Below are 18,861 nucleotides of genomic sequence, written 5' to 3'. Positions count from 1 at the left end.
ATATTGCGAGGTCCATATGAGCGTTGCCGTCACGCCTGAAACCGCCAATCCCGAACAGATAATCGCGGAGGCCGAACGGGCGCTCGCAGATATTGCCCGCATCAAGGCAAGCGTCGGCACCGTTATCTTCGGCCAGGAAAACGTGATCGAGCGCACGCTCGTCGCCGTGCTTGCCGGTGGCCACGCGCTTCTCGTCGGCGTGCCGGGCCTTGCCAAGACCAAGCTGGTCGAAACGCTTGGAACCGTGCTTGGCCTTTCCGGCCAGCGCATCCAGTTCACCCCCGACCTGATGCCCTCCGACATCATCGGCTCGGAAGTCATGGAGCAGGATGCCGACGGACGCCGCTCCTTCCGCTATCTGAAAGGCCCGATCTTCGCGCAGCTCCTGATGGCCGACGAGATCAACCGCGCCAGCCCCCGCACCCAGTCTGCGCTTTTGCAGGCGATGCAGGAATATCATGTGACGGTCGCAGGCCAGCGTTACGACTTGCCCGCACCGTTCCATGTCCTTGCAACGCAGAACCCGCTCGAACAGGAAGGCACCTATCCGCTGCCGGAAGCCCAGCTCGACCGCTTCCTGATGCAGATCGACATTCTTTACCCGGAACTGGATGCGGAACGCCGCATTCTTCTGGAGACGACCGGCGTTTCCGAGGCCAAGGCCTATGAAATCATCAACGCCGAGCGGCTGATCGAAATGCAGACATTGGTGCGGCGCATGCCGGTGTCGGAAAGCGTCGTGGAAGCAATCCTGAAGCTCGTGCGTTCTGCGCGCCCCGACGCCGATAACGACCATGCGAAGAAACACATCGCCTGGGGTCCCGGCCCGCGCGCCAGCCAGGCGCTGATGCTCTGTGCAAGGGCGCGCGCGCTTTATGAAGGCCGTCTCGCGCCTTCGGTGGATGACGTGAAGGCGCTGGCCGAGCCCGTCCTGCAGCACCGCATGGCGCTCAACTTCGCCGCGCGCGCCGATGGCATGCATATTCGTGACGTCATCGCCAATCTGGTAAAGGCTGCCGTCTGATGGTCATCGGCGCAGAAGTTTCCTCCGCAGATCGCAAGGATACGCTTGCCCGCGCCCGTGCGCGGGCATCCGCCCTCCCCGATCTGCTGGTCGAAGCGCAGCGCGTGGTCAACACAATCATGAACGGCTGGCACGGACGGCGCAAACGCGGCCCCGGCGAAAACTTCTGGCAGTTCCGCCCCTATGTGGAAGGTGAATCGCTTGCCCGCATCGACTGGCGGCGCTCTGCCCGCGACGACCACACCTATGTCCGCGACCGCGAATGGGAATCCGCCCATACCGTCTGGTTCTGGTGCGATTTTTCGCCCTCGATGCTCTATCGCTCGCAGTTGGCGCCGGTGTCCAAGGAAGCGCGTTCGCTGGTGCTGACGCTGGCTCTTGCCGAACTTCTGTCGCGCTCGGGCGAACGCATCGCCTTTCCGTCATTGATCCAGCCATTTTCGGCGCGCAACGGAGCCGAACGTCTGGCGGCAGCGCTGATGCACGAAGCGCCTGCCGCCGCATTGCCGGATATCGGGCAGATCCGCCGCTTTTCCGAAGTCGTCCTCGTGTCGGATTTCCTGCATCCGTTCGATGAATTGACCGATCTTCTCGACCGTCTGGCAAAGCGCGGCGTTCGCGCACATCTGGTGGAAGTTGCCGATCCGGCGGAGGAAACATTTCCCTATTCCGGCCGCACCGAGTTCCGTGATCCCGAAACCGGCGCAACGCTCGTCGCCGGTCGGGCCGAAACCTATGCGGACGACTATCGCCGCCTCTACACCGCGCGGCGTGAAACCCTCATTGATTTCTGCAAGCGGCTTGGCTGGAGCTATACGGTTCACCGCACAGACAGGCCGACGGCGGAAGCGCTGGCGCGCCTTCACGATGCGCTGAGTGCAACAGGGGGCAACGCATGAATTTTCTGCCGCTCGCCTTCGGTTCGCCGCTGATCCTTGCAGGATTGATCGCCCTGCCGGTCATCTGGTGGCTATTGCGCATGACGCCGCCACGCCCGCAGGAGGAAACCTTTCCGCCGCTCCGCATTCTGGCGCAGGTCTTCAAGCGCGAGGAAGTGCCGTCCAAAAGCCCTTGGTGGATGACGCTGCTGCGGCTGCTCATCGCCGCGCTCGTCATTCTGGCACTTGCCTCGCCGGTCTGGAATCCGCGCCCGGTGGCGCTTGCCGGAAACGAGCCGCTCGCCATCGTCATCGATAATGGCTGGGCTTCCGCCGAGGATTGGCAGCAGCGGGTCAACGCCGCCGAAAAACTCATTGCCGATGCGGAAGGCACCGGCGCGCCGATCTATCTCGCAGGCACGGCGGAACCCGCCAATGCCGAAATCGGCCCCTATGACGGCAAGCGCGCCGCCGAGCGCCTGCAAGCACTGGAACCGCGCCCGATCCCGGTCGACCGCAAAGCGGCAATGGAGCGGCTTTCCTCCGCTTTGCCAGCCGATGCCAAGGTTCGCCTTGCCTTCATGAGCGACGGGCTGGCTGCGATAAACGATGCGCAAACCTTCGCCGAACTGGACAAATCGGGCCATCTCGCCTCCGTTCTCTGGTATGGCGCGAGCCTCAGCCGCACCTTCGCGCTGACCGGCATCGACAACAAGGCTGACAGTCTGGAAGCCGTCGCCATCCGCCCGGAAGGCGTATCGGCGCCGCGCACGCTCACCGCCGCCGCTTATGACGACAAGGGACGCCGCATTGCCGAAGCGCCGCTTTCCTTCGCACTTGGAAGCGCCGAAAGCACGGCGCGGTTCAACCTGCCGGTGGAGCTTCGCAACGATTTCCGCCAGATCCGTGTCGATGGCATCGAACAGGCAGGCGCGACGAGGCTGATCGATGCGGGATCGGAACGGCGCACCGTCGGCCTTATCGCCAGTGGTGACGGGGATCTGGCGCAGCCGCTGCTTTCGCCGCTGCACTATATTTCCCGGGCGCTTTCGCCCTATGTCAATCTGATCGAACCGCGCTCCGCCGATCTCATGCAATCCGTGCCGGAAGTGCTGGATGCAAAGCCGTCGATTCTCATCATGGCCGATATCGGCACGCTGCCGCAGCCTGTCGCCGAACAGCTTTCCCGGTGGATAGAAGATGGCGGCACGCTGGTGCGCTTCGCAGGCCCGCGCCTTGCCGGCGCCAGCGACAATGATCCGCTTTTGCCGGTGAAATTGCGCAAGGGCGAACGCGCGCTCGGCGGCACGCTGTCCTGGTCGGAGCCGCAGAAATTGCGCGCTTTCCCGGACAAGGGGCCTTTTGCAGGACTGACCGTCCCCGATGATGTGACCGTCACAAGGCAGGTTCTTGCCGAACCTTCATTCGATCTCAACGACAAGGCCTATGCCGTTCTTCAGGACGGAACGCCGCTTGTAACCGGCCAACAGCGCGGGCGCGGCAATATTGTCCTGTTCCACATTTCACCCGATGCAAGCTGGTCGAGCCTGCCGATTTCGGGTTCATTCGTGGAAATGCTGCGCCGCATCGTGTCGCTTTCACAGAGAACCGGCGCGCAGGACAATCAGGCTTCGGTCTCGCTGCCGCCCTACCAGCTTCTTTCGGCTTCCGGCGCGCTGACCCTGCCGACATCGGAGGCCAAACCGCTGATCGTCGAAAAGAACAGGCAGGCCAGCGTCAGCATCAACACGCCGCCCGGTTTCTACGGCAATGAGGATGGCCTGAAAGCGCTCAACATTTTTGAAGGTGCCAATATCAAGCTGCAACCGATTGCACAGCCTGCATTTTCCGTCGGAATAACGCCCGCCTCTTACACGTCCGACCAGTCGCTTTCACTGGCGGGACCGTTCTTCGCTGCCGCCGCGATGCTTCTGGCGCTCGATACGCTTTTGATGCTGTGGCTGCGCGGGGCCTTCCGCCGCCGCATGAAAGTGCGCGCCAAGGCGGCAGGCATCGCTGTTCTGCTGGCAGGTTCGCTTGCCTTCAATCTTGTTCCGTCCGGAACAGGCGAAGCTCAGGCCCAGACCCAGACCCAGCCGCAAGTGCACGATGACAGCAAGCCGGGAGACGAAGCGATCGTCAATTCGGTCTCGCAGACGCATCTTGCCTATGTCATCACCGGCAGCGCTGAGACCGACGACGTCAGCAAGGCCGGGCTGCGCGGTTTAAGCTTCGCGCTGATGGACAAGACCGCGCTTGAACCGGGCGACCCTATCGGCGTCGATCCGGCCAAGGATGAACTGGCCTTTTATCCGCTGATCTACTGGCCTATCGACCCCAACGCGCCGATGCCAAGCCCGGAAGCAATTGCCAAGGTCGATGCCTATATGCAGCAGGGCGGCACGGTTCTTTTCGACACGCGCGACCAGTTGCAGGCAGGCGCCAGCCTCGACCCATCCGCCTCACCGGCCAATCAGCGCCTGCGCGCCATTCTCGACGGCATGAATGTGCCGCCGCTGGAACCGGTGCCGGACGATCATGTGCTGACCAAATCCTTCTTCATCATGCCGGATTTTCCGGGCCGCTATGAAGGAAGCCCGCTCTGGGTCGAGGCCACCACGCCCAACGCTTCGCCGCAGGACCGCCCTGTCCGCACCGGTGACGGCGTGACGCCGATCATGATCACGGCCAATGATCTGGCCGGTGCATGGGCCGTGGATGAGCAGGGCAACCCGCTACTGCCGACCGTGCCGAACGACCCGATGCAGCGCATCTATGCCATTCGCGGCGGCGTGAACATCGTCATGTATATGCTGACCGGCAACTACAAGTCCGATCAGGTGCACGTTCCCGCCCTCCTTGAACGGCTGGGGAACTAGCATGATGTTTTTTAACGAAGCCGTCAGCAGATCCGGGTTCCCTTTTCCCCTCATCCTGAGGAGCCGTCAAAGACGGCGCATCGTCCTGAACTTGTCGAAGGATCGAAGGGCGAGGGAAAAATGCACGGCGCGCCTGCCCTCGTCCTTCGAGGCTTCGTTTCGCTCCGCACCTCAGGATGAGGGAAAAGCGTTGCAGTCCGCAAAGATGGCAACCTACGGCGTTAGGAGGCGGGCATGAATATCGAATTCGAACCTTTCCTCTCCACGCCATGGCTGATTGCGGTACTCGTGCCGCTGGCGCTGTTGGTGCTTGCCACCATTTTCCTGCGCATGCGCGGCGGGCTGATCCGTTTTCTGGCCGCTGCCGCGCTTGCGCTCGCTCTTTTCAATCCGGTCGTCATCAATGAAGAACGCGAGCCGCTGAAAAGCGTGGTCTCGGTAGTCGTGGATCGCAGCCAGAGCCAGGAACTGGGGAGCCGCCGGGCTGACACGGATGCTGCCCTGAAAGCGGTGCAGGACCAGCTTGCCACCATGCCGCAGTTTGAGACCCGCGTGGTGGAAGCGGGCAAGCCCGGCGAAAACGAAGACGGGTATGCGACGAGGCTTTTCGGCCCACTGGCGCGTTCGCTTCTCGATGTTCCGCCTTCCCGTGTCGCGGGCGCGATCCTGATTACCGACGGTCAGGTGCACGATATCCCGGCCAACAAGAATGCGCTCGGCTTCGATGCGCCGCTGCATGGGCTTGTGACCGGCAAGCCGGACGAGTTCGACCGCCGCATCCGCTTCAACAAGGCGCCGCGCTACGGCATCAGCGGCAAGCCGCTGGAAATGTCGTTCACGGTGATCGATGAAGGCAAGAGCCTCGGCAGTCCCGCGCCGGTTCAGGTCCGCGTCAATGGCGAGACCGTCAGCGAGGAAGAAGCACGGATCGGGCAGGAAACGCCTGTGACAATCACCTTGCCGCGGGCCGGCGTAAACATTGTCGAAATCGCCACGCCTGCGCTTCCCGGTGAAGTGACCGACGCCAACAATCGCGCTGTCGCGACCGTGGACGGCGTTCGCGAAAACCTGCGCGTGCTGCTCGTCTCCGGCGAGCCGCATAATGGCGAGCGCACATGGCGCAACCTGCTGAAATCCGACGCCGCCGTCGATCTCGTCCACTTCACCATTCTGCGCCCGCCGGAAAAGCAGGACGGCACGCCGATCAACGAATTGTCGCTGATCGCTTTCCCGACGCGCGAACTCTTCGTGGACAAGGTCAACGAATTCGACCTCATCATTCTCGACCGCTACCAGCACCGCGATGTGCTGCCGCTCCTCTATTACGATTACATCGCGCAATATGTGGAAAATGGCGGTGCGCTGCTGGTCGCAGCCGGGCCTGAATATGCGGGCGAAATGTCGATTGCCCGCACGCCGCTTTATAGCGCCCTGCCCGCCATGCCGACCGGCGCGGTGACCGAAAAGGCCTTCTATCCGCGCTTGACCGATCTCGGCAAGCGCCACCCGGTCACGCGCGGCCTTGATGGCAGCGATCAGGAGCCGCCGCACTGGAGCCGCTGGTTCCGCACCATCGACATTACCGCGCCGCAGGGCGAAACGGTGATGAGCGGCGCGGACAACAAGCCGCTGCTGGTGTTGAGCCGCGTTGGAAAAGGCCGCGTCGGCATGTTCCTCTCCGATCAGGGCTGGCTCTGGGCGCGTGGCTTTGAGGGCGGTGGCCCCTACGCTTCGCTCTACCGCCGCATCGCCCACTGGCTGATGCAGGAGCCGGAGCTGGAAGAAGAGGCGCTGACCGCTTCCGGCAATGGCCGCACGCTTTCCATCCGTCGCCAGACCATGGGCGACAATCCGGGTGCGGCAAGCGTTACCACACCTTCCGGCAAGGAATTGCAGGTCAATCTGACGCAAAGCAAGCCGGGCCTGTTCGAAGGCGCGTTGCAGACGGACGAGATCGGCATTTTCCGGGTGAAGAATGGCGATCTGGAAGCGCTGGCCCATGTGGGGCCCATCGATGCGCCGGAATTTGCCGACAGCATCTCGACGGCAGATCGCCTGAAACCGCTTGCCGAGGCGACCGGCGGCTCGGTCCATCGCGTGCATGCAAGCGGGAACAGTGCAGTCCGAGTGCCCGCGATCACGGCCATCAGCGGCAACCGCGCCGCCAGCGGCAATGACTGGATGGGCTTGCGTGAAACTGCGGATACGCAACTGAAAAGTGTCAACCGCCTGCCGCTGTTCTCCGGCTTCCTGGCGCTGTCTGCCCTGCTCATGGTCTTCGGCAGCATGTGGTATCGCGAAGGGCGGTAAACCGCCCCTCGCTTTCCCCTCTTTTTAACTATAGCGGTTCCGGTTGAAGCGGAGCCATTTATCCCGAAACCGGTTCCCGCTTCTGGGAGCCATGCTCTATTTCGCCCGGTTCGCGTGGCGCACGATGCCGCCGACGCCATTAACCGCGCCCGGCGCGAGTTCGCAGGCGAGCATCCGGCGCGGATCCACCGGTGCTGGCATGACCATCGAACCCGGCGCCACCATCTTGAAGCCGAACGGCCCGTAATAAGGCTCGTCTCCAACCAGGATCACGAGCTTGTGGCCTGCCTTTTCGGCTGCTTCCAGCGACATGCGCATAAGCCTGCCGCCGATGCCCCGCTTCTTCCATTCCGGCCTGACGGCAAGCGGTCCGAGCAAAAGCGCGGGCGTCTCGCCGATGATAACCGGCGTCTGCCGCACCGAGCCGACGACGATGCCGCCCATCAGCGCCACGAAGGAAAGGTTGAGATCGTGCGGACCGCCCTCGCGGATGAAATGCGCGGCACGCGTAAACCGTCCCGGTCCGAAGGCTTCCGCATTAATGGCTTCAATTTCAATGTCGTGCGCCGGGCATTCCTGCGCATAGGTCAGTTCAAGCTGCTGCATGGGCTTAGATCGCAATAGGAGAAGTCGGGGACCCTCAGGTCAATGGAATGCGTTCCGTGCGTTTTGGCACGGTCCAAGTTTCATCGTCGGATGAAAAGCATTTCCATTACAGCGTTCTCCCAGGCGGCATGACGACCGCAATATGGAAGGTGAATTACACCAAAATGGACAGAGATCAAGCCTGTTTTTTCAAAATGGCGGAAATGACTGTTCTTTTTGGCAGCGTTACGCACTGTTCACGGCTTGCGATCCTGCAAAATGGCGCTCCTCGGCCTATTCTCTTTCCAAAAGGAGAAATCTCATGGGACTTCTGGTCGATGGCAAGTGGCACGATGTCTGGTACGACACCGAAAGCACGAAAGGCCGTTTTGAACGGTCAAAATCGCAATTCCGCAACTGGGTAACCGCTGACGGCAGCCCCGGCCCAACCGGCGAAGGCGGCTTCAAGGCCAAGCCGGGCCGCTATCATCTCTATGTTTCCTACGCCTGTCCGTGGGCACATCGCACGCTGATCTTCCGTGCGCTGAAAGGCTTGGAAGATGTAATTTCCGTCTCGGTCGTGGATTATCTGATGGCGGAAGAAGGCTGGACCTTCTACGGCACGACCGGCAGCACCGGCGATGCGCTCTACGGTTCAAAGCGCCTGCATGAAATCTACACCCGCGCCGATCCGAATTATTCCGGCCGCGTCACCGTTCCGGTTCTGTGGGACAAAGAGCGCCAGACGATCGTCTCCAACGAATCGTCGGAAATCATCCGCATGCTGAACACCGCCTTCAATGCGTTCGGCGATGCCTCGCTCGACTTCTATCCAGAAGATTTGCGCGGCGAAATCGATGCGCTCAACGATTTCATCTATCCCAACATCAACAACGGGGTTTATCGCGCCGGTTTCGCCACCACGCAGGAAGCCTATGAGGAAGCGTTCGGACAGTTGTTTACGGCGCTCGATTCGCTCGAAGACCGCCTTTCCCGCCAGCGTTATCTGACCGGCGACCGCCTGACCGAAGCTGACTGGCGGCTGTTTACGACGCTGTTGCGCTTCGATCCGGTCTATGTCGGCCATTTCAAGTGCAATCTGCGCCGAATTGCTGACTACCCGAACCTGTGGAACTACACGCGCGAGCTCTATCAGGTGCCGGGCGTGGCCTCGACGGTGAACATGGAACATATCAAGGGCCATTATTATCGCAGCCACAAGACGATCAACCCGACCGGCGTAGTGCCGCTTGGACCGGAAATCGACTTCTCTGCCCCGCATGACCGGAAACGCTCCAAAGCCTGACCGGACTGCGTTCTTCCTGCAACACTGTTTTTAGAACATCAGCACTTTCTCAAATCTCTTGCGCCCCATTGATTTCGATCAATGGGGCGTTTCGTTGCGCGGTCCAGATTGCACGCATCACTACTACCTCCCCCAAGACTTCAAGACTGACCACGACTTAAGGAGAGAGAGATGAACTGCTTCACCAGGGGACTGCTGGCCGCAACCGCGCTGGCCTTCGTCACACCGGCAGCATTTGCCGCAGACGCCATCGTCGCCCAGCCTGCATCTGAAATTCAGGCCGTGCCGGAAGCCCTGTCACCATGGCAGATCCGCGTGCGTGCGCTCGGTGTCATCGCGGAAAACTCCGGCTATGTGAACGGCGTTTCGGGTTCGGATCTCGATTATTCCAAATCGATCACGCCTGAACTCGACATCACCTATTACTTCACCGACAATTTCGCCGCCGAACTCATTCTCGGCACGACCTATGCCAATATCAATGGCGCCGGTTCCATCGATGGGCTGGGCAAGATCGGCAAGGCCTGGATTCTGCCTCCCACGCTGACGCTGCAATATCACTTCACCAATTTCGGTGCCTTCAAGCCTTATGTCGGTGCGGGCGTGAACTACACCATGTTCTACAATCAGGATGCGACCGGCGTCGAATATCTGAAGGTCAAGAACACATTCGGCGGCGCGCTGCAGATCGGCTTCGACTACATGCTCGACGAACATTGGGGCGTGAACTTCGACCTCAAGAAGCTGTTCCTGGAGCCGAAATTCGATGCAACCCTGGTTGGCGGCACCGAGGTCAGCGGCAAGGCCAAGCTTAATCCGTGGCTGATCGGTACAGGCGTCACCTATCGCTTCTGATAAAGCCCATGAACCGGTGAAGGCGCGACCGCGTGCCTTCACCAGAGCGGCAGCGGCTCCAGATCGCTAAGCGCTTCCTGCAGCCGCCGCTTCGTCGAGGGCGTGGTTCCCTCCGGCAGATTGTCGAGCGGAAAAAAACCGCATTCGGCGATTTCTCGGTCCGGCAAGCGCGGCTCCGTCTGCTCGAATTGCCTGCACACATAGAGCGCCACATGATCGCGCGGCGACGCATGGGCGTTCTTGTAAAGCGCGAAAAGCTGGGGGGAGCCTTTCAGCACAATATTGCATTCCTCGCGCAGTTCCTTTTCCAGTGTTTCCATAAATGTCTCACCGCGCTCGACGCCGCCGCCCGGCAATTGCCATCCGGGTACATAGGTATGCCTTACCAGAAAAACTGAATTTGCCTTTTCATCGAATACTATGGCCCTTACTCCTAATGTCATGGGGCGCCGCATTAAAAAATATGTATGAAATATAAAATGTCGAAAGCGCATGCCGTCTCTCCGCGAAGCAATCTACTTCGTATTAATGCATCAATGTCATCAACAAAAAGTCGCTAAACAGGTTTTGATTTTAAACATTATCCAGTAAATGGGGCATAGGCTCAGGACCTGTTAATTTGCTGGAAATGGCATCCGAAATGACAAGAGTTGCTAGGAGAGACGCGAAGAACGGGGTGGTTTCCCCGGTCAAGCGGTTCGACGCAGCAGATCGCCAGTCCTTTCGGTGTCCGAAGGATGTGGTCCATCCACCCGGCTACTTCGTCGAAGAGGCTCGAAAATGAACCACATTTCCTTCCCATCTTCTCCTCGTATCCAAACGGATGGCCTCACACCATTTCTATCAAATTAGCAGGTCCTGAGCCTTATGTTCCGTCTTGCCCATATATCCGACATTCACCTCTCGCCATTGCCTCGGGTTCGATACCGTGAACTGGCGTCGAAGCGTATTACCGGTTACATAAACTGGCTGCGCAATCGTAAAAATGCGATGCACGGAACCGTTCTCGACAGTCTCATTTCCGACATGCAGGCGCAATTTCCCAATCACATCGCGGTGACGGGCGATCTCGTCAATCTGGCGCTCAATCTGGAAATCGACATCGCCCATGACTGGCTCTCCAGACTGGGCAATTCGCACGATGTTTCGGTCGTTCCCGGCAATCATGACGCCTATGTGCCCGGCGCGCTCGACAAGTCCTGCCGGAAATGGGAACCGTGGATGCGCGGCGACGGCATCGACAACCACGGCAATCGCCCGCAATTCCCCTATATGCGCGTGCGCGGCCCGGTTGCGCTGATCGGTGTTTCCTCAGCGCGCGCGACGGCTCCCTTCATGGCCAGCGGCGATTTCCGTTCAGCGCAGGGCAAGCGTCTGGCGGCAATGCTGGACGAGGCCGGCGCACGCGGGCTCTTTCGCATCGTCATGATCCATCACCCGCCGATCCATGGCGCGACGCCTGCGCACAAGCGTCTTTATGGCATTCGCCGCTTCCAGAAGATCATACGAAAACATGGCGCGGAACTTGTTCTCCACGGCCATACACATCTGATCACGCATTACGAAATCGACGGTCCGAACGGCAAGGTTCCCGTCATCAGCGTGCCATCTGCGAGCCAGAATTTTGGCGGTCACAAACCCGCTGCCCGTTATAACATATTCAATATCGACAAGCGGCCTGAAGGCGGCTGGTCCTGCCTCATGGAAGAACACGGCGTTTCCGATGCCAGCGAGAAAATAACCAAGCTCAACGAGCGCGTTCTTTATTGATTTCAAAACAAAAACGGCGCCGAAGCGCCGTTCTCTGTTTTCGCTTACTTGCCAATCACCCGGTTGGCCGCTGAAACAATGGCTTCCAGCGAAGCGCTGACGATATTGTCATTGATACCCGCGCCGAACAGCTTGCCGCCCGGATGAGCCATCTCGACATAGGATATGGCCGAAGCGTCCGAACCCTGTTGTAGCGAATGTTCGGAATAATCGACGACCGACATCTTCACACCGAGATATTTGGACAATGCATCGACAAAACCGTCGATTGGCCCCGTTCCCTTGCCCTCGATATTCTTTGTCACGCCATTATCGGTGATTTCAGCGGTCAGAATACGGCGGCCCTTCTGCTCGGGGTCCGGGATGGTGTGATGATCGACAAACTTGATACGGGCGCCCGGCTGCGTCACGTAGAGCTGCTGGAACTCGTCGTGAATGCGCTTCGATGGCAGTTCCTTGCCTTCTTCATCCGTAATGTTCTGGATGATCTCGCGGAACTCGACTTGCAGGTTGCGCGGCAGGTTGAGGCCGTAATCGGCTTGCAGGATATAGGCGATGCCGCCCTTCCCCGACTGAGAATTGATGCGGATGATCGCTTCGTAGGAGCGACCCACATCCTGCGGGTCGATCGGCAAATAGGGGACTTCCCAGACCGGCGAATTGGCCGAACGACGCGCCTTCATGCCCTTGTTGATCGCATCCTGATGCGATCCGGAGAAAGCCGTATAGACCAGTTCACCGACGTAAGGGTGACGTTCGGCAATCTTCAACTGGTTCGAATATTCATAGACTTCCTTCATCCGGTTGATGTCGGTGCAGTCCAGTTCAGGGTCCACGCCCTGTGTATACATGTTGAGCGCCAGCGTTACGATATCGACGTTGCCGGTGCGCTCGCCATTGCCGAACAGTGTGCCTTCAACACGGTCGGCGCCCGCCATCAGGCCCAGCTCGGTCGCGGCGATGCCCGTGCCGCGATCATTATGTGGATGCAGCGAGATGATCAGGTTTTCGCGATTGTCGAGATTGCGACACATCCATTCGATCTGGTCGGCATAGACGTTCGGCGTGTTCATCTCGACCGTCGAGGGCAGGTTGACAATGAGCTTGTTGTCCGCGGTCGGCTTCACGATCTCGGTGACCGCGTTGCAGATTTCCAGCGCCACTTCCAGTTCGGTGCCGGTGAAGCTTTCCGGAGAATACTGGAAGCGATAACCGCCGCCCGCTTTCGCGGCCATATCCATGATCATCTTGGCGGCGTCGGTTGCGATCTGCTTGATGCCGGCCACATCCTTGGCGAAAACCACGCGGCGCTGCAATTCGCTGGTGGAATTGTAGAAATGGATGATCGGCGTTTTCGCGCCTTCCAGCGCTTCGAAAGTCCGCGTGATCAGTTCCGGGCGGCACTGAACCAGAACCTGCAAATCCACTTCGTCAGGCACATTGCCCTGTTCGATGGCCCAGCGGCAGAAGTCGAAGTCCGTCTGCGAGGCGGACGGAAAGCCGATTTCGATTTCCGGGAAACCCATATCGACCAGCAGGCGGAACATGCGCTCCTTGCGGTCGTGTCCCATCGGGTCGATCAGGGCCTGATTGCCGTCACGCAGGTCGACCGAGCACCAGATCGGCGCCTTTTCAATGCGCCTGGACGGCCAGGTGCGGTCATCGAGCCGGGGAGCGGGAAATGGCGAATATTTGGTGCCGGCAGTGGGCATGCCCTTGCGTCCGGCGGTGCGGGTTTCGGTTTGCGACGCGGCGACAGTCTGGTTCATTTCGGTTTCCTCCCGGCTTCACACCGGCCCTCAAGCCGTCAAGCACGGATTCCTGATGATAAATCTGATGGAAATAGTGTGTAAGGAGCTAAAGTCGGCGGGACCGTAATCGACCGCCGGACGCTCCTTCAACGAGCCCGGCGATCGCCGCTAAGGCCGAGGGTAAGAAGCGAGTTTAGAACGCAGACATTCACGCGCGCGCCGAAGGCGGCTGCCGAATGTTCCAGAAATGTTGCGCTCATCGTCGTCATGTTCAAAGCTATTACACAGGCGGACAGATGAGCGCAAGACGATTTTGCTCACGCGAAGGGAATGGAACTGGTGCCCAGCGGCAGTTTCGCTTCCTCTTCCGGCTCGACGTGGATAACCACCCGCACGCTCTTGATCTGCTCCTGAAGCGCATCCTCGATGCGGTCACAGATCACATGGGCTTCCCCCACACTCATTTCCGCCGCCACCACAAGATGAAACTCAACGAATGTCACCCGTCCGGCGATGCGCGTTTTCAGGTCGTGCACCTCGATGGCGCCGCCCGCATTGGCTGAAATGACATCGCGAATGCGCATTTCCTCGGCGGGCTCGACACCAATGTCCATCAGGCCTTGGATGGAGGAATTGATAACGCCCCATCCCTGCCAGAGAATGTTGATGGCCACCAGAATGGCGAGCAGCGGATCAAGCACGGCCCAGCCGGTCAGTACAGCCCCCACAAGCCCGATCAGAACACCGGCCGAGGTGAAAACATCGGTCATGATGTGCTGGCCATCGGCTTCCAGCGCCGGAGAGCGCAGGCTGCGCCCCGTGCGGATCAGCAGCGTAGCCCACAGGCCGTTGATCACCGCCGCGCCCGTATTGATGGCAAGACCAAGCCACGGTTCGTCAAGCTGGCGCGGAGCCTGCATGGCAAACCAGGCCTCACGGAAGATCAAAAGCGCGGCAACCGTGATCAGCACGCCTTCAACAACAGCCGAAATATATTCCGCCTTGTAATGACCGAAAGGATGATTGCCGTCTGCGGGCTTGTAGCTCACGCGGATCGCCCACCATGCACCGATGGCTGCAATCACATTGACGATGGACTCCAGCGCATCCGAATAAAGTGCGACGGAACCGGTCAGCCCATAGGCCAGATATTTCAGTCCCATCACACCGAAAGCAATGGGAATAGACCAAGCGGCAAGCCGCCGAACCTTTGCACTCGCGTCCATGATGAACCTTTGATTATCTTGATCTGTCCCGAAACCGGGACGGGCCTACGCACAGCCCTTCATTCGTTCGCTAGAGCATCGGCCCGAAAACCGGAACCGCTCTAACTATTTGTTTTGCCGCCTTTTCCAACGCAAAACCGTTTCCAGCTTCTCGGGATGCGCTCCAGCACGCGGGGCGTATCCTTAACGCATCTGGCATACGCAGCAGCAATTCGCCGCTGTTCTATACCCTAGAATATCGGAATTTCGTACCCTGTTTTTGTAGTTCCCAAATTTAATTTTCTCCTGCAAATGCAAGGCATTAAACTTGCAAATGAGTTGCCGGAGCAAGCACGGGAAAGCATAAAAAAACCAGCCGCAGGGTGTGGCTGCGGCTGGTTCGAAATCGTAACGAAAAGCGTTCGATCAGCTATTGGTCCGGCGCGTCTTGTTCTTGCCAGCCAGATGCGTCACCACATTTTCGATCATGCGCATGCCTGCATTATGGCCGAGCGTCATGATCGATTCCGGGTGGAACTGAACGGCGGCGACCGGCTCGTGCTTGTGCTCGAAAGCCATGATGACGCCATCTTCCGTTTCCGCCGTCACCAGAAAATCATCCGGCAGGCGTTCCGGGTCGGCGAAGATCGAATGATAGCGCCCGACTGTCACTTCCTTCGGCAGGCCGGAGAAAATGCGCTCCGGCTTCGAGACCCGAATACGCGACGGCTTGCCGTGCATCGGAATACGCAATTGGCGCAGCGTGCCGCCATAGGCTTCGGCGAGCGCCTGAAGACCAAGACAGACGCCGAAGATCGGCAGTGCGCGCTTGCGCGCCTTGTCGATGGTTGCCTTGCAATCGAAATCCTGCGGCGTGCCCGGTCCGGGCGACAGGACCACGAGATCGGGCTTGATTCTGTCGAACACCTCTTCGGCCACCGGCGAGCGCACGGTGGAAACCGTCGCGCCCGTCTGGCGGAAATAATTGGCGAGCGTGTGCACGAAGGAATCTTCGTGATCCACGAGCAGGATCGAGACCCCCTCGCCCACTTTCGCCGCGACACGCTCCTCGGCCACCTGATTGCTCTTCTGCGCCTCACGCACAGCCGCGATCATGGCCGATGCCTTCAATTCGGTTTCGGCCTCTTCCTCTTCGGGGTTGGAATCGAACAGAAGCGTTGCACCGGCGCGGATTTCCGCCACACCGTCCTTCACGCGGATGGTGCGCAGCGTCAGGCCGGTATTCATATCGCCATTGAAGTGCATCATGCCGATGGCGCCGCCATACCATGCACGCGGGCTGCGTTCGTTTTCTTCCAGAAAGCGCATCGCCCACAATTTTGGCGCGCCGGTAACCGTCACAGCCCATGCATGGCTGAGGAAGCCGTCAAAGGCGTCCATGCCGTCGCGAAGGCGGCCCTCGATATGGTCCACCGTATGGATCAGGCGCGAATACATTTCGATCTGGCGACGGCCGATGACCCGCACCGACCCCGGCTCGCAGACGCGGCTCTTGTCGTTGCGGTCCACGTCCGAGCACATGGTCAGCTCGGATTCGTCCTTCTTGGAATTGAGCAGCTTCAGAATCTGTTCTGAATCCGAAATCGCATCCTCGCCGCGCTTGATCGTGCCGGAAATCGGGCAGGTTTCGATACGCCGACCATTGACCCGCACGAACATTTCCGGCGATGCGCCGACCAGATATTCGTTTTCACCCAGATTGATGAAGAACGAATAGGGCGACGGATTGATCGTCTTCAACCGGCGGAAAATCTCCGACGGCGGCGTGTGGCAGCGCTCATAGAAGGTCTGGCCCGGAACCACTTCGAAAAGGTCGCCACGCTTGAAGCTCTCCTTGGCGCGCTCGACAAGACTGGCATATTCGCCGGGATTGTGATCGCCGCGCGCAAGCTCACGCTCCGATGGCTTGAAGCCCTGTACTGGCGTCGCCCGGTCCAGACCATGCGTGGAAGAACCGCCGCAGGCAAATTCATAACGATCCACCCAGGCCCGCGCCGCATAGTGGTCGGCCACGAAGATTTCGTCCGGAATGAACAGCACCAGATCGCGCTGGTCGTCGGGGCGCTTCAGCTTGTACTGGATCGGATCGAACTGGAACGCCAGATCGTAGCCGAAGGCACCGTAAAGACCGAGATTGGCGTCTTCTTCGGAGAAGAACAGGCCGACAATGGCACGCAGGACCGTGAAGACCGAAGGCATGCGCGAGCGCTCTTCCTCGGTGAAGGTTCCGCTCGGCTCGGCAATGGTCAGCTCGATGCGGTTTTCCCCGGCCTTGTCGACCGTCACCTCGGCAAGCGCCTTCACCGTGTCCAGGATAGGACGAAGCAGGACGACGCCGCGCGCATTCAGCGCTTCGATGCGCATGGTGCGGGCGCGCGAGGTGATGACCACCGGCGGATCGACGATAGCCGTATCCCATCGCGTATAGCGGCCCGGATATTCGTAGTTTGACGAAAACACCGCACCACGCCGTTCGTTCAGCGCATCGATATAGGTCTCGATCGCGCCCTTATAGGCGGTGAGGTGGCGCACGCGCTCGACGACAATGCCGCCTGCCGTTTCGTGCCGGAATATCTCGCTATCCGCAATCTTCGCATTCATGATCGGCTATCCCAAATCTAGCTGTTTCCGAATATTTCCAGAACCCGGTTTCCCCGCCGGTCTTATTCAAACAGCCAAACAAAAAGGCCGCCCGGATAATCCCAGCGGCCTGTTTTCCAAACGCAAATGCACAAACGCCTGCGTGGCCGCTATTAGCGGGCCCACCACCAACCGTTGATGACGATATTGCGCGAAATGTTCATGGACGTACTGTTAGCCTTCAATCTGTCCGCTTGCAACCGGAAAATTCAACGGCCGAAATCTGCCGGACAAGCCGTCATCAGGACGACACGCTCCAGGTTTCGCAAAGAAAATCCGGACAGTTTGCGGCTGTCCGGATTTCCTCACAAACCGGGATTAACAAGACGGAAGGAATAGGACGATTCCATCCGGTCCGGTGCACCCCCTTACCCCATGCGAAAATTCACAGGTGCAATATAGCTTTTAATATGCACAGTATCTCTATCACAGGTCGCACAGAATTTGCAACCTGCGATTGTTATTTGAGCCTATGCTTACGTTTAAGCGGAATTCAACGAAACAGTTCAAAAATTTGTAGGGCCGTCCGACAAGTTTCATCTTGCGTCGGGGACCGATTTCGGATTCATTTCCGTGGCAACTCAAACACATATGCAAAAATCAAGAATAGAGCCGTCACAAAAAACGGCCATTGGGGACAACCGATGAAGAATCTCGATGCGATGGACAGGAGTATTTTGCGCGCCCTTCAGGAGAACGGGCGCCTGACCAATACCGAACTGGCCGATCGCATAAATCTCTCGCAGACCGCAACCGCCGAACGCGTCAAGCGACTGACCCGCGAAGGGTATATCCTCGGCTATTCGGCGCGGCTTTCGCCCAAGATGCTCGACCGCGCCATGCTGGTCTTCATCGAGATCAAGCTTGATCGCACCACGCCGGAAGTTTTCGAAACCTTTTCGACTTTCACCCGCAGCAATCCCGACATTCTGGAATGCCATATGGTTGCGGGCGGCTTCGATTATCTCGTCAAAGCCCGCGTTTCCGACATGGACCACTATCGCCGCTTCCTTTCGGAAGCCCTTCTTTCCCTGCCCGGCGTGCGGGAATCGCACACCTATGCGGTGATGGAGGAAGTGAAGGAAACCGCCTATATCGCCGTCTGAGCTGGCAACAAGCCCTTCGTGAAGCATCGTTGCTGTCAGCAGGCTGACAGCAACGAACTCCCAATTTTGCACTTCGATCTTGCACGCGATCATTTACGGGTATATACCCGCAATATGTCACATCCGTGTTTCTGCATTCTTCTGCGTCAGGCTGCCCGCAAGACTTCGAGCGTCTACGACAACGCTCTTGCTCCGCTTGGCATCAATGTCGCCCAGTTCAGCACCCTGCGGAAAATCCGCCGCGCGGGCTCCATCTCGGTGACCGAACTCGCACATCTGTCGGAGCTGGACCGTTCGACCATGGGCCGCAACGTGAAGGTTCTGCAGCGCATGGGACTGATCGAGCCTACCGCCAGCGACGACCATCGCGAGACCAGCGTGACACTGACCGCAGATGGCCGCGATCTCGTGGAACGCGGCGGCCCGCTCTGGGATCAGGCGCAGGACGAAATTGAAAGCCGGCTGGGAGAGGACGGCGTGGAGCAGCTTCAAATCCTGCTCAACAGCCTTGGCTGATCTGACGCCCTTTGA

The 18,861-nt window shown here is 59.2% G+C and carries 14 protein-coding genes; 9 read left to right on the top strand and 5 right to left on the bottom strand.

Annotated elements, in window-relative coordinates; all coding sequences use genetic code 11:
• Nucleotides 1-16 precede the first annotated feature (16 nt).
• The 4 genes from AC0TNJ_RS09710 (at nt 17) to AC0TNJ_RS09695 (ending at nt 7,091) form a co-directional block, all read left to right on the top strand.
• Nucleotides 17-1,024, top strand: coding sequence for an AAA family ATPase (locus AC0TNJ_RS09710; RefSeq protein WP_473769680.1), 1,008 nt, complete (start codon nt 17-19; stop codon nt 1,022-1,024).
• On the top strand, nt 1,024-1,923 hold the full coding sequence (locus AC0TNJ_RS09705) for a DUF58 domain-containing protein (protein ID WP_473770969.1): 900 nt from the start codon (nt 1,024-1,026) through the stop codon (nt 1,921-1,923). Before AC0TNJ_RS09710 ends, AC0TNJ_RS09705 begins: the two co-directional genes overlap by 1 nt.
• A complete protein-coding gene (locus AC0TNJ_RS09700) occupies nt 1,920-4,781 on the top strand; it encodes a DUF4159 domain-containing protein (RefSeq protein WP_473770968.1) in 2,862 nt (953 codons plus the stop codon). Before AC0TNJ_RS09705 ends, AC0TNJ_RS09700 begins: the two co-directional genes overlap by 4 nt.
• 234 nt (nt 4,782-5,015) lie before the next feature.
• Nucleotides 5,016-7,091 (top strand): hypothetical protein, encoded by a 2,076-nt coding sequence (locus AC0TNJ_RS09695; protein ID WP_473770967.1) that lies wholly within the window; start codon nt 5,016-5,018, stop codon nt 7,089-7,091.
• 96 nt (nt 7,092-7,187) lie between these two features.
• Here the strand turns inward: AC0TNJ_RS09695 and AC0TNJ_RS09690 are convergent, their stop codons facing one another.
• Complete coding sequence (locus tag AC0TNJ_RS09690) at nt 7,188-7,697, bottom strand: GNAT family N-acetyltransferase (protein WP_473770966.1); 510 nt, start codon at nt 7,695-7,697, stop codon at nt 7,188-7,190.
• A 301-nt stretch (nt 7,698-7,998) separates the two neighbouring features.
• Between AC0TNJ_RS09690 and AC0TNJ_RS09685 the strand changes: the two genes are divergently transcribed.
• Nucleotides 7,999-8,982 carry a glutathione S-transferase family protein gene (locus tag AC0TNJ_RS09685; RefSeq protein WP_473770965.1) on the top strand — a complete coding sequence of 328 codons (984 nt, stop codon included), beginning with the start codon at nt 7,999-8,001 and terminating at the stop codon, nt 8,980-8,982.
• Between the two features lie 171 nt (nt 8,983-9,153).
• Nucleotides 9,154-9,837, top strand: coding sequence for an OmpW/AlkL family protein (locus tag AC0TNJ_RS09680; protein ID WP_473770964.1), 684 nt, complete (start codon nt 9,154-9,156; stop codon nt 9,835-9,837).
• 38 nt (nt 9,838-9,875) lie between these two features.
• Here AC0TNJ_RS09680 and AC0TNJ_RS09675 read toward each other — a convergent pair whose 3' ends face one another.
• Nucleotides 9,876-10,331: an NUDIX domain-containing protein gene (locus AC0TNJ_RS09675; RefSeq protein WP_473770963.1), complete on the bottom strand. Its 456-nt coding sequence runs from the start codon at nt 10,329-10,331 to the stop codon at nt 9,876-9,878.
• 373 nt (nt 10,332-10,704) lie between these two features.
• Here AC0TNJ_RS09675 and AC0TNJ_RS09670 point away from each other — a divergent pair, with 373 nt between their 5' ends.
• Nucleotides 10,705-11,607, top strand: a complete 903-nt coding sequence (locus tag AC0TNJ_RS09670) for a metallophosphoesterase family protein (RefSeq protein WP_473770962.1) — start codon at nt 10,705-10,707, stop codon at nt 11,605-11,607.
• A 44-nt stretch (nt 11,608-11,651) separates the two neighbouring features.
• Here the strand turns inward: AC0TNJ_RS09670 and leuA are convergent, their stop codons facing one another.
• The 3 genes from leuA to AC0TNJ_RS09655 all read right to left on the bottom strand — a co-directional run bounded on the left by leuA (nt 11,652) and on the right by AC0TNJ_RS09655 (nt 17,185).
• Complete coding sequence (gene leuA / locus AC0TNJ_RS09665) at nt 11,652-13,376, bottom strand: 2-isopropylmalate synthase (RefSeq protein ID WP_473770961.1); 1,725 nt, start codon at nt 13,374-13,376, stop codon at nt 11,652-11,654.
• 299 nt (nt 13,377-13,675) lie between these two features.
• On the bottom strand, nt 13,676-14,584 hold the full coding sequence (locus AC0TNJ_RS09660) for a cation diffusion facilitator family transporter (RefSeq protein ID WP_473770960.1): 909 nt from the start codon (nt 14,582-14,584) through the stop codon (nt 13,676-13,678).
• A 405-nt stretch (nt 14,585-14,989) separates the two neighbouring features.
• Nucleotides 14,990-17,185, bottom strand: a complete 2,196-nt coding sequence (locus AC0TNJ_RS09655) for an anthranilate synthase component I (RefSeq protein ID WP_473770959.1) — start codon at nt 17,183-17,185, stop codon at nt 14,990-14,992.
• A gap of 683 nt (nt 17,186-17,868) precedes the next feature.
• Between AC0TNJ_RS09655 and AC0TNJ_RS09650 the strand changes: the two genes are divergently transcribed.
• Both AC0TNJ_RS09650 and AC0TNJ_RS09645 read left to right on the top strand, forming a co-directional pair.
• Nucleotides 17,869-18,330 (top strand): Lrp/AsnC ligand binding domain-containing protein, encoded by a 462-nt coding sequence (locus tag AC0TNJ_RS09650; protein ID WP_061345885.1) that lies wholly within the window; start codon nt 17,869-17,871, stop codon nt 18,328-18,330.
• Nucleotides 18,331-18,444: 114 nt separating this feature from the next.
• The gene (locus AC0TNJ_RS09645) at nt 18,445-18,846 is read left to right on the top strand and encodes a MarR family winged helix-turn-helix transcriptional regulator (protein WP_122001313.1); all 402 of its coding nucleotides are present in this window, start codon (nt 18,445-18,447) and stop codon (nt 18,844-18,846) included.
• The last annotated feature ends 15 nt before the right edge of the window (nt 18,847-18,861 follow it).

Source organism: Ochrobactrum sp. PL_is483 (assembly GCF_055816855.1).
The sequence above is the reverse complement of the archived record's forward strand: the minus strand, read 5'-3'. Positions and strand labels throughout refer to the sequence as shown.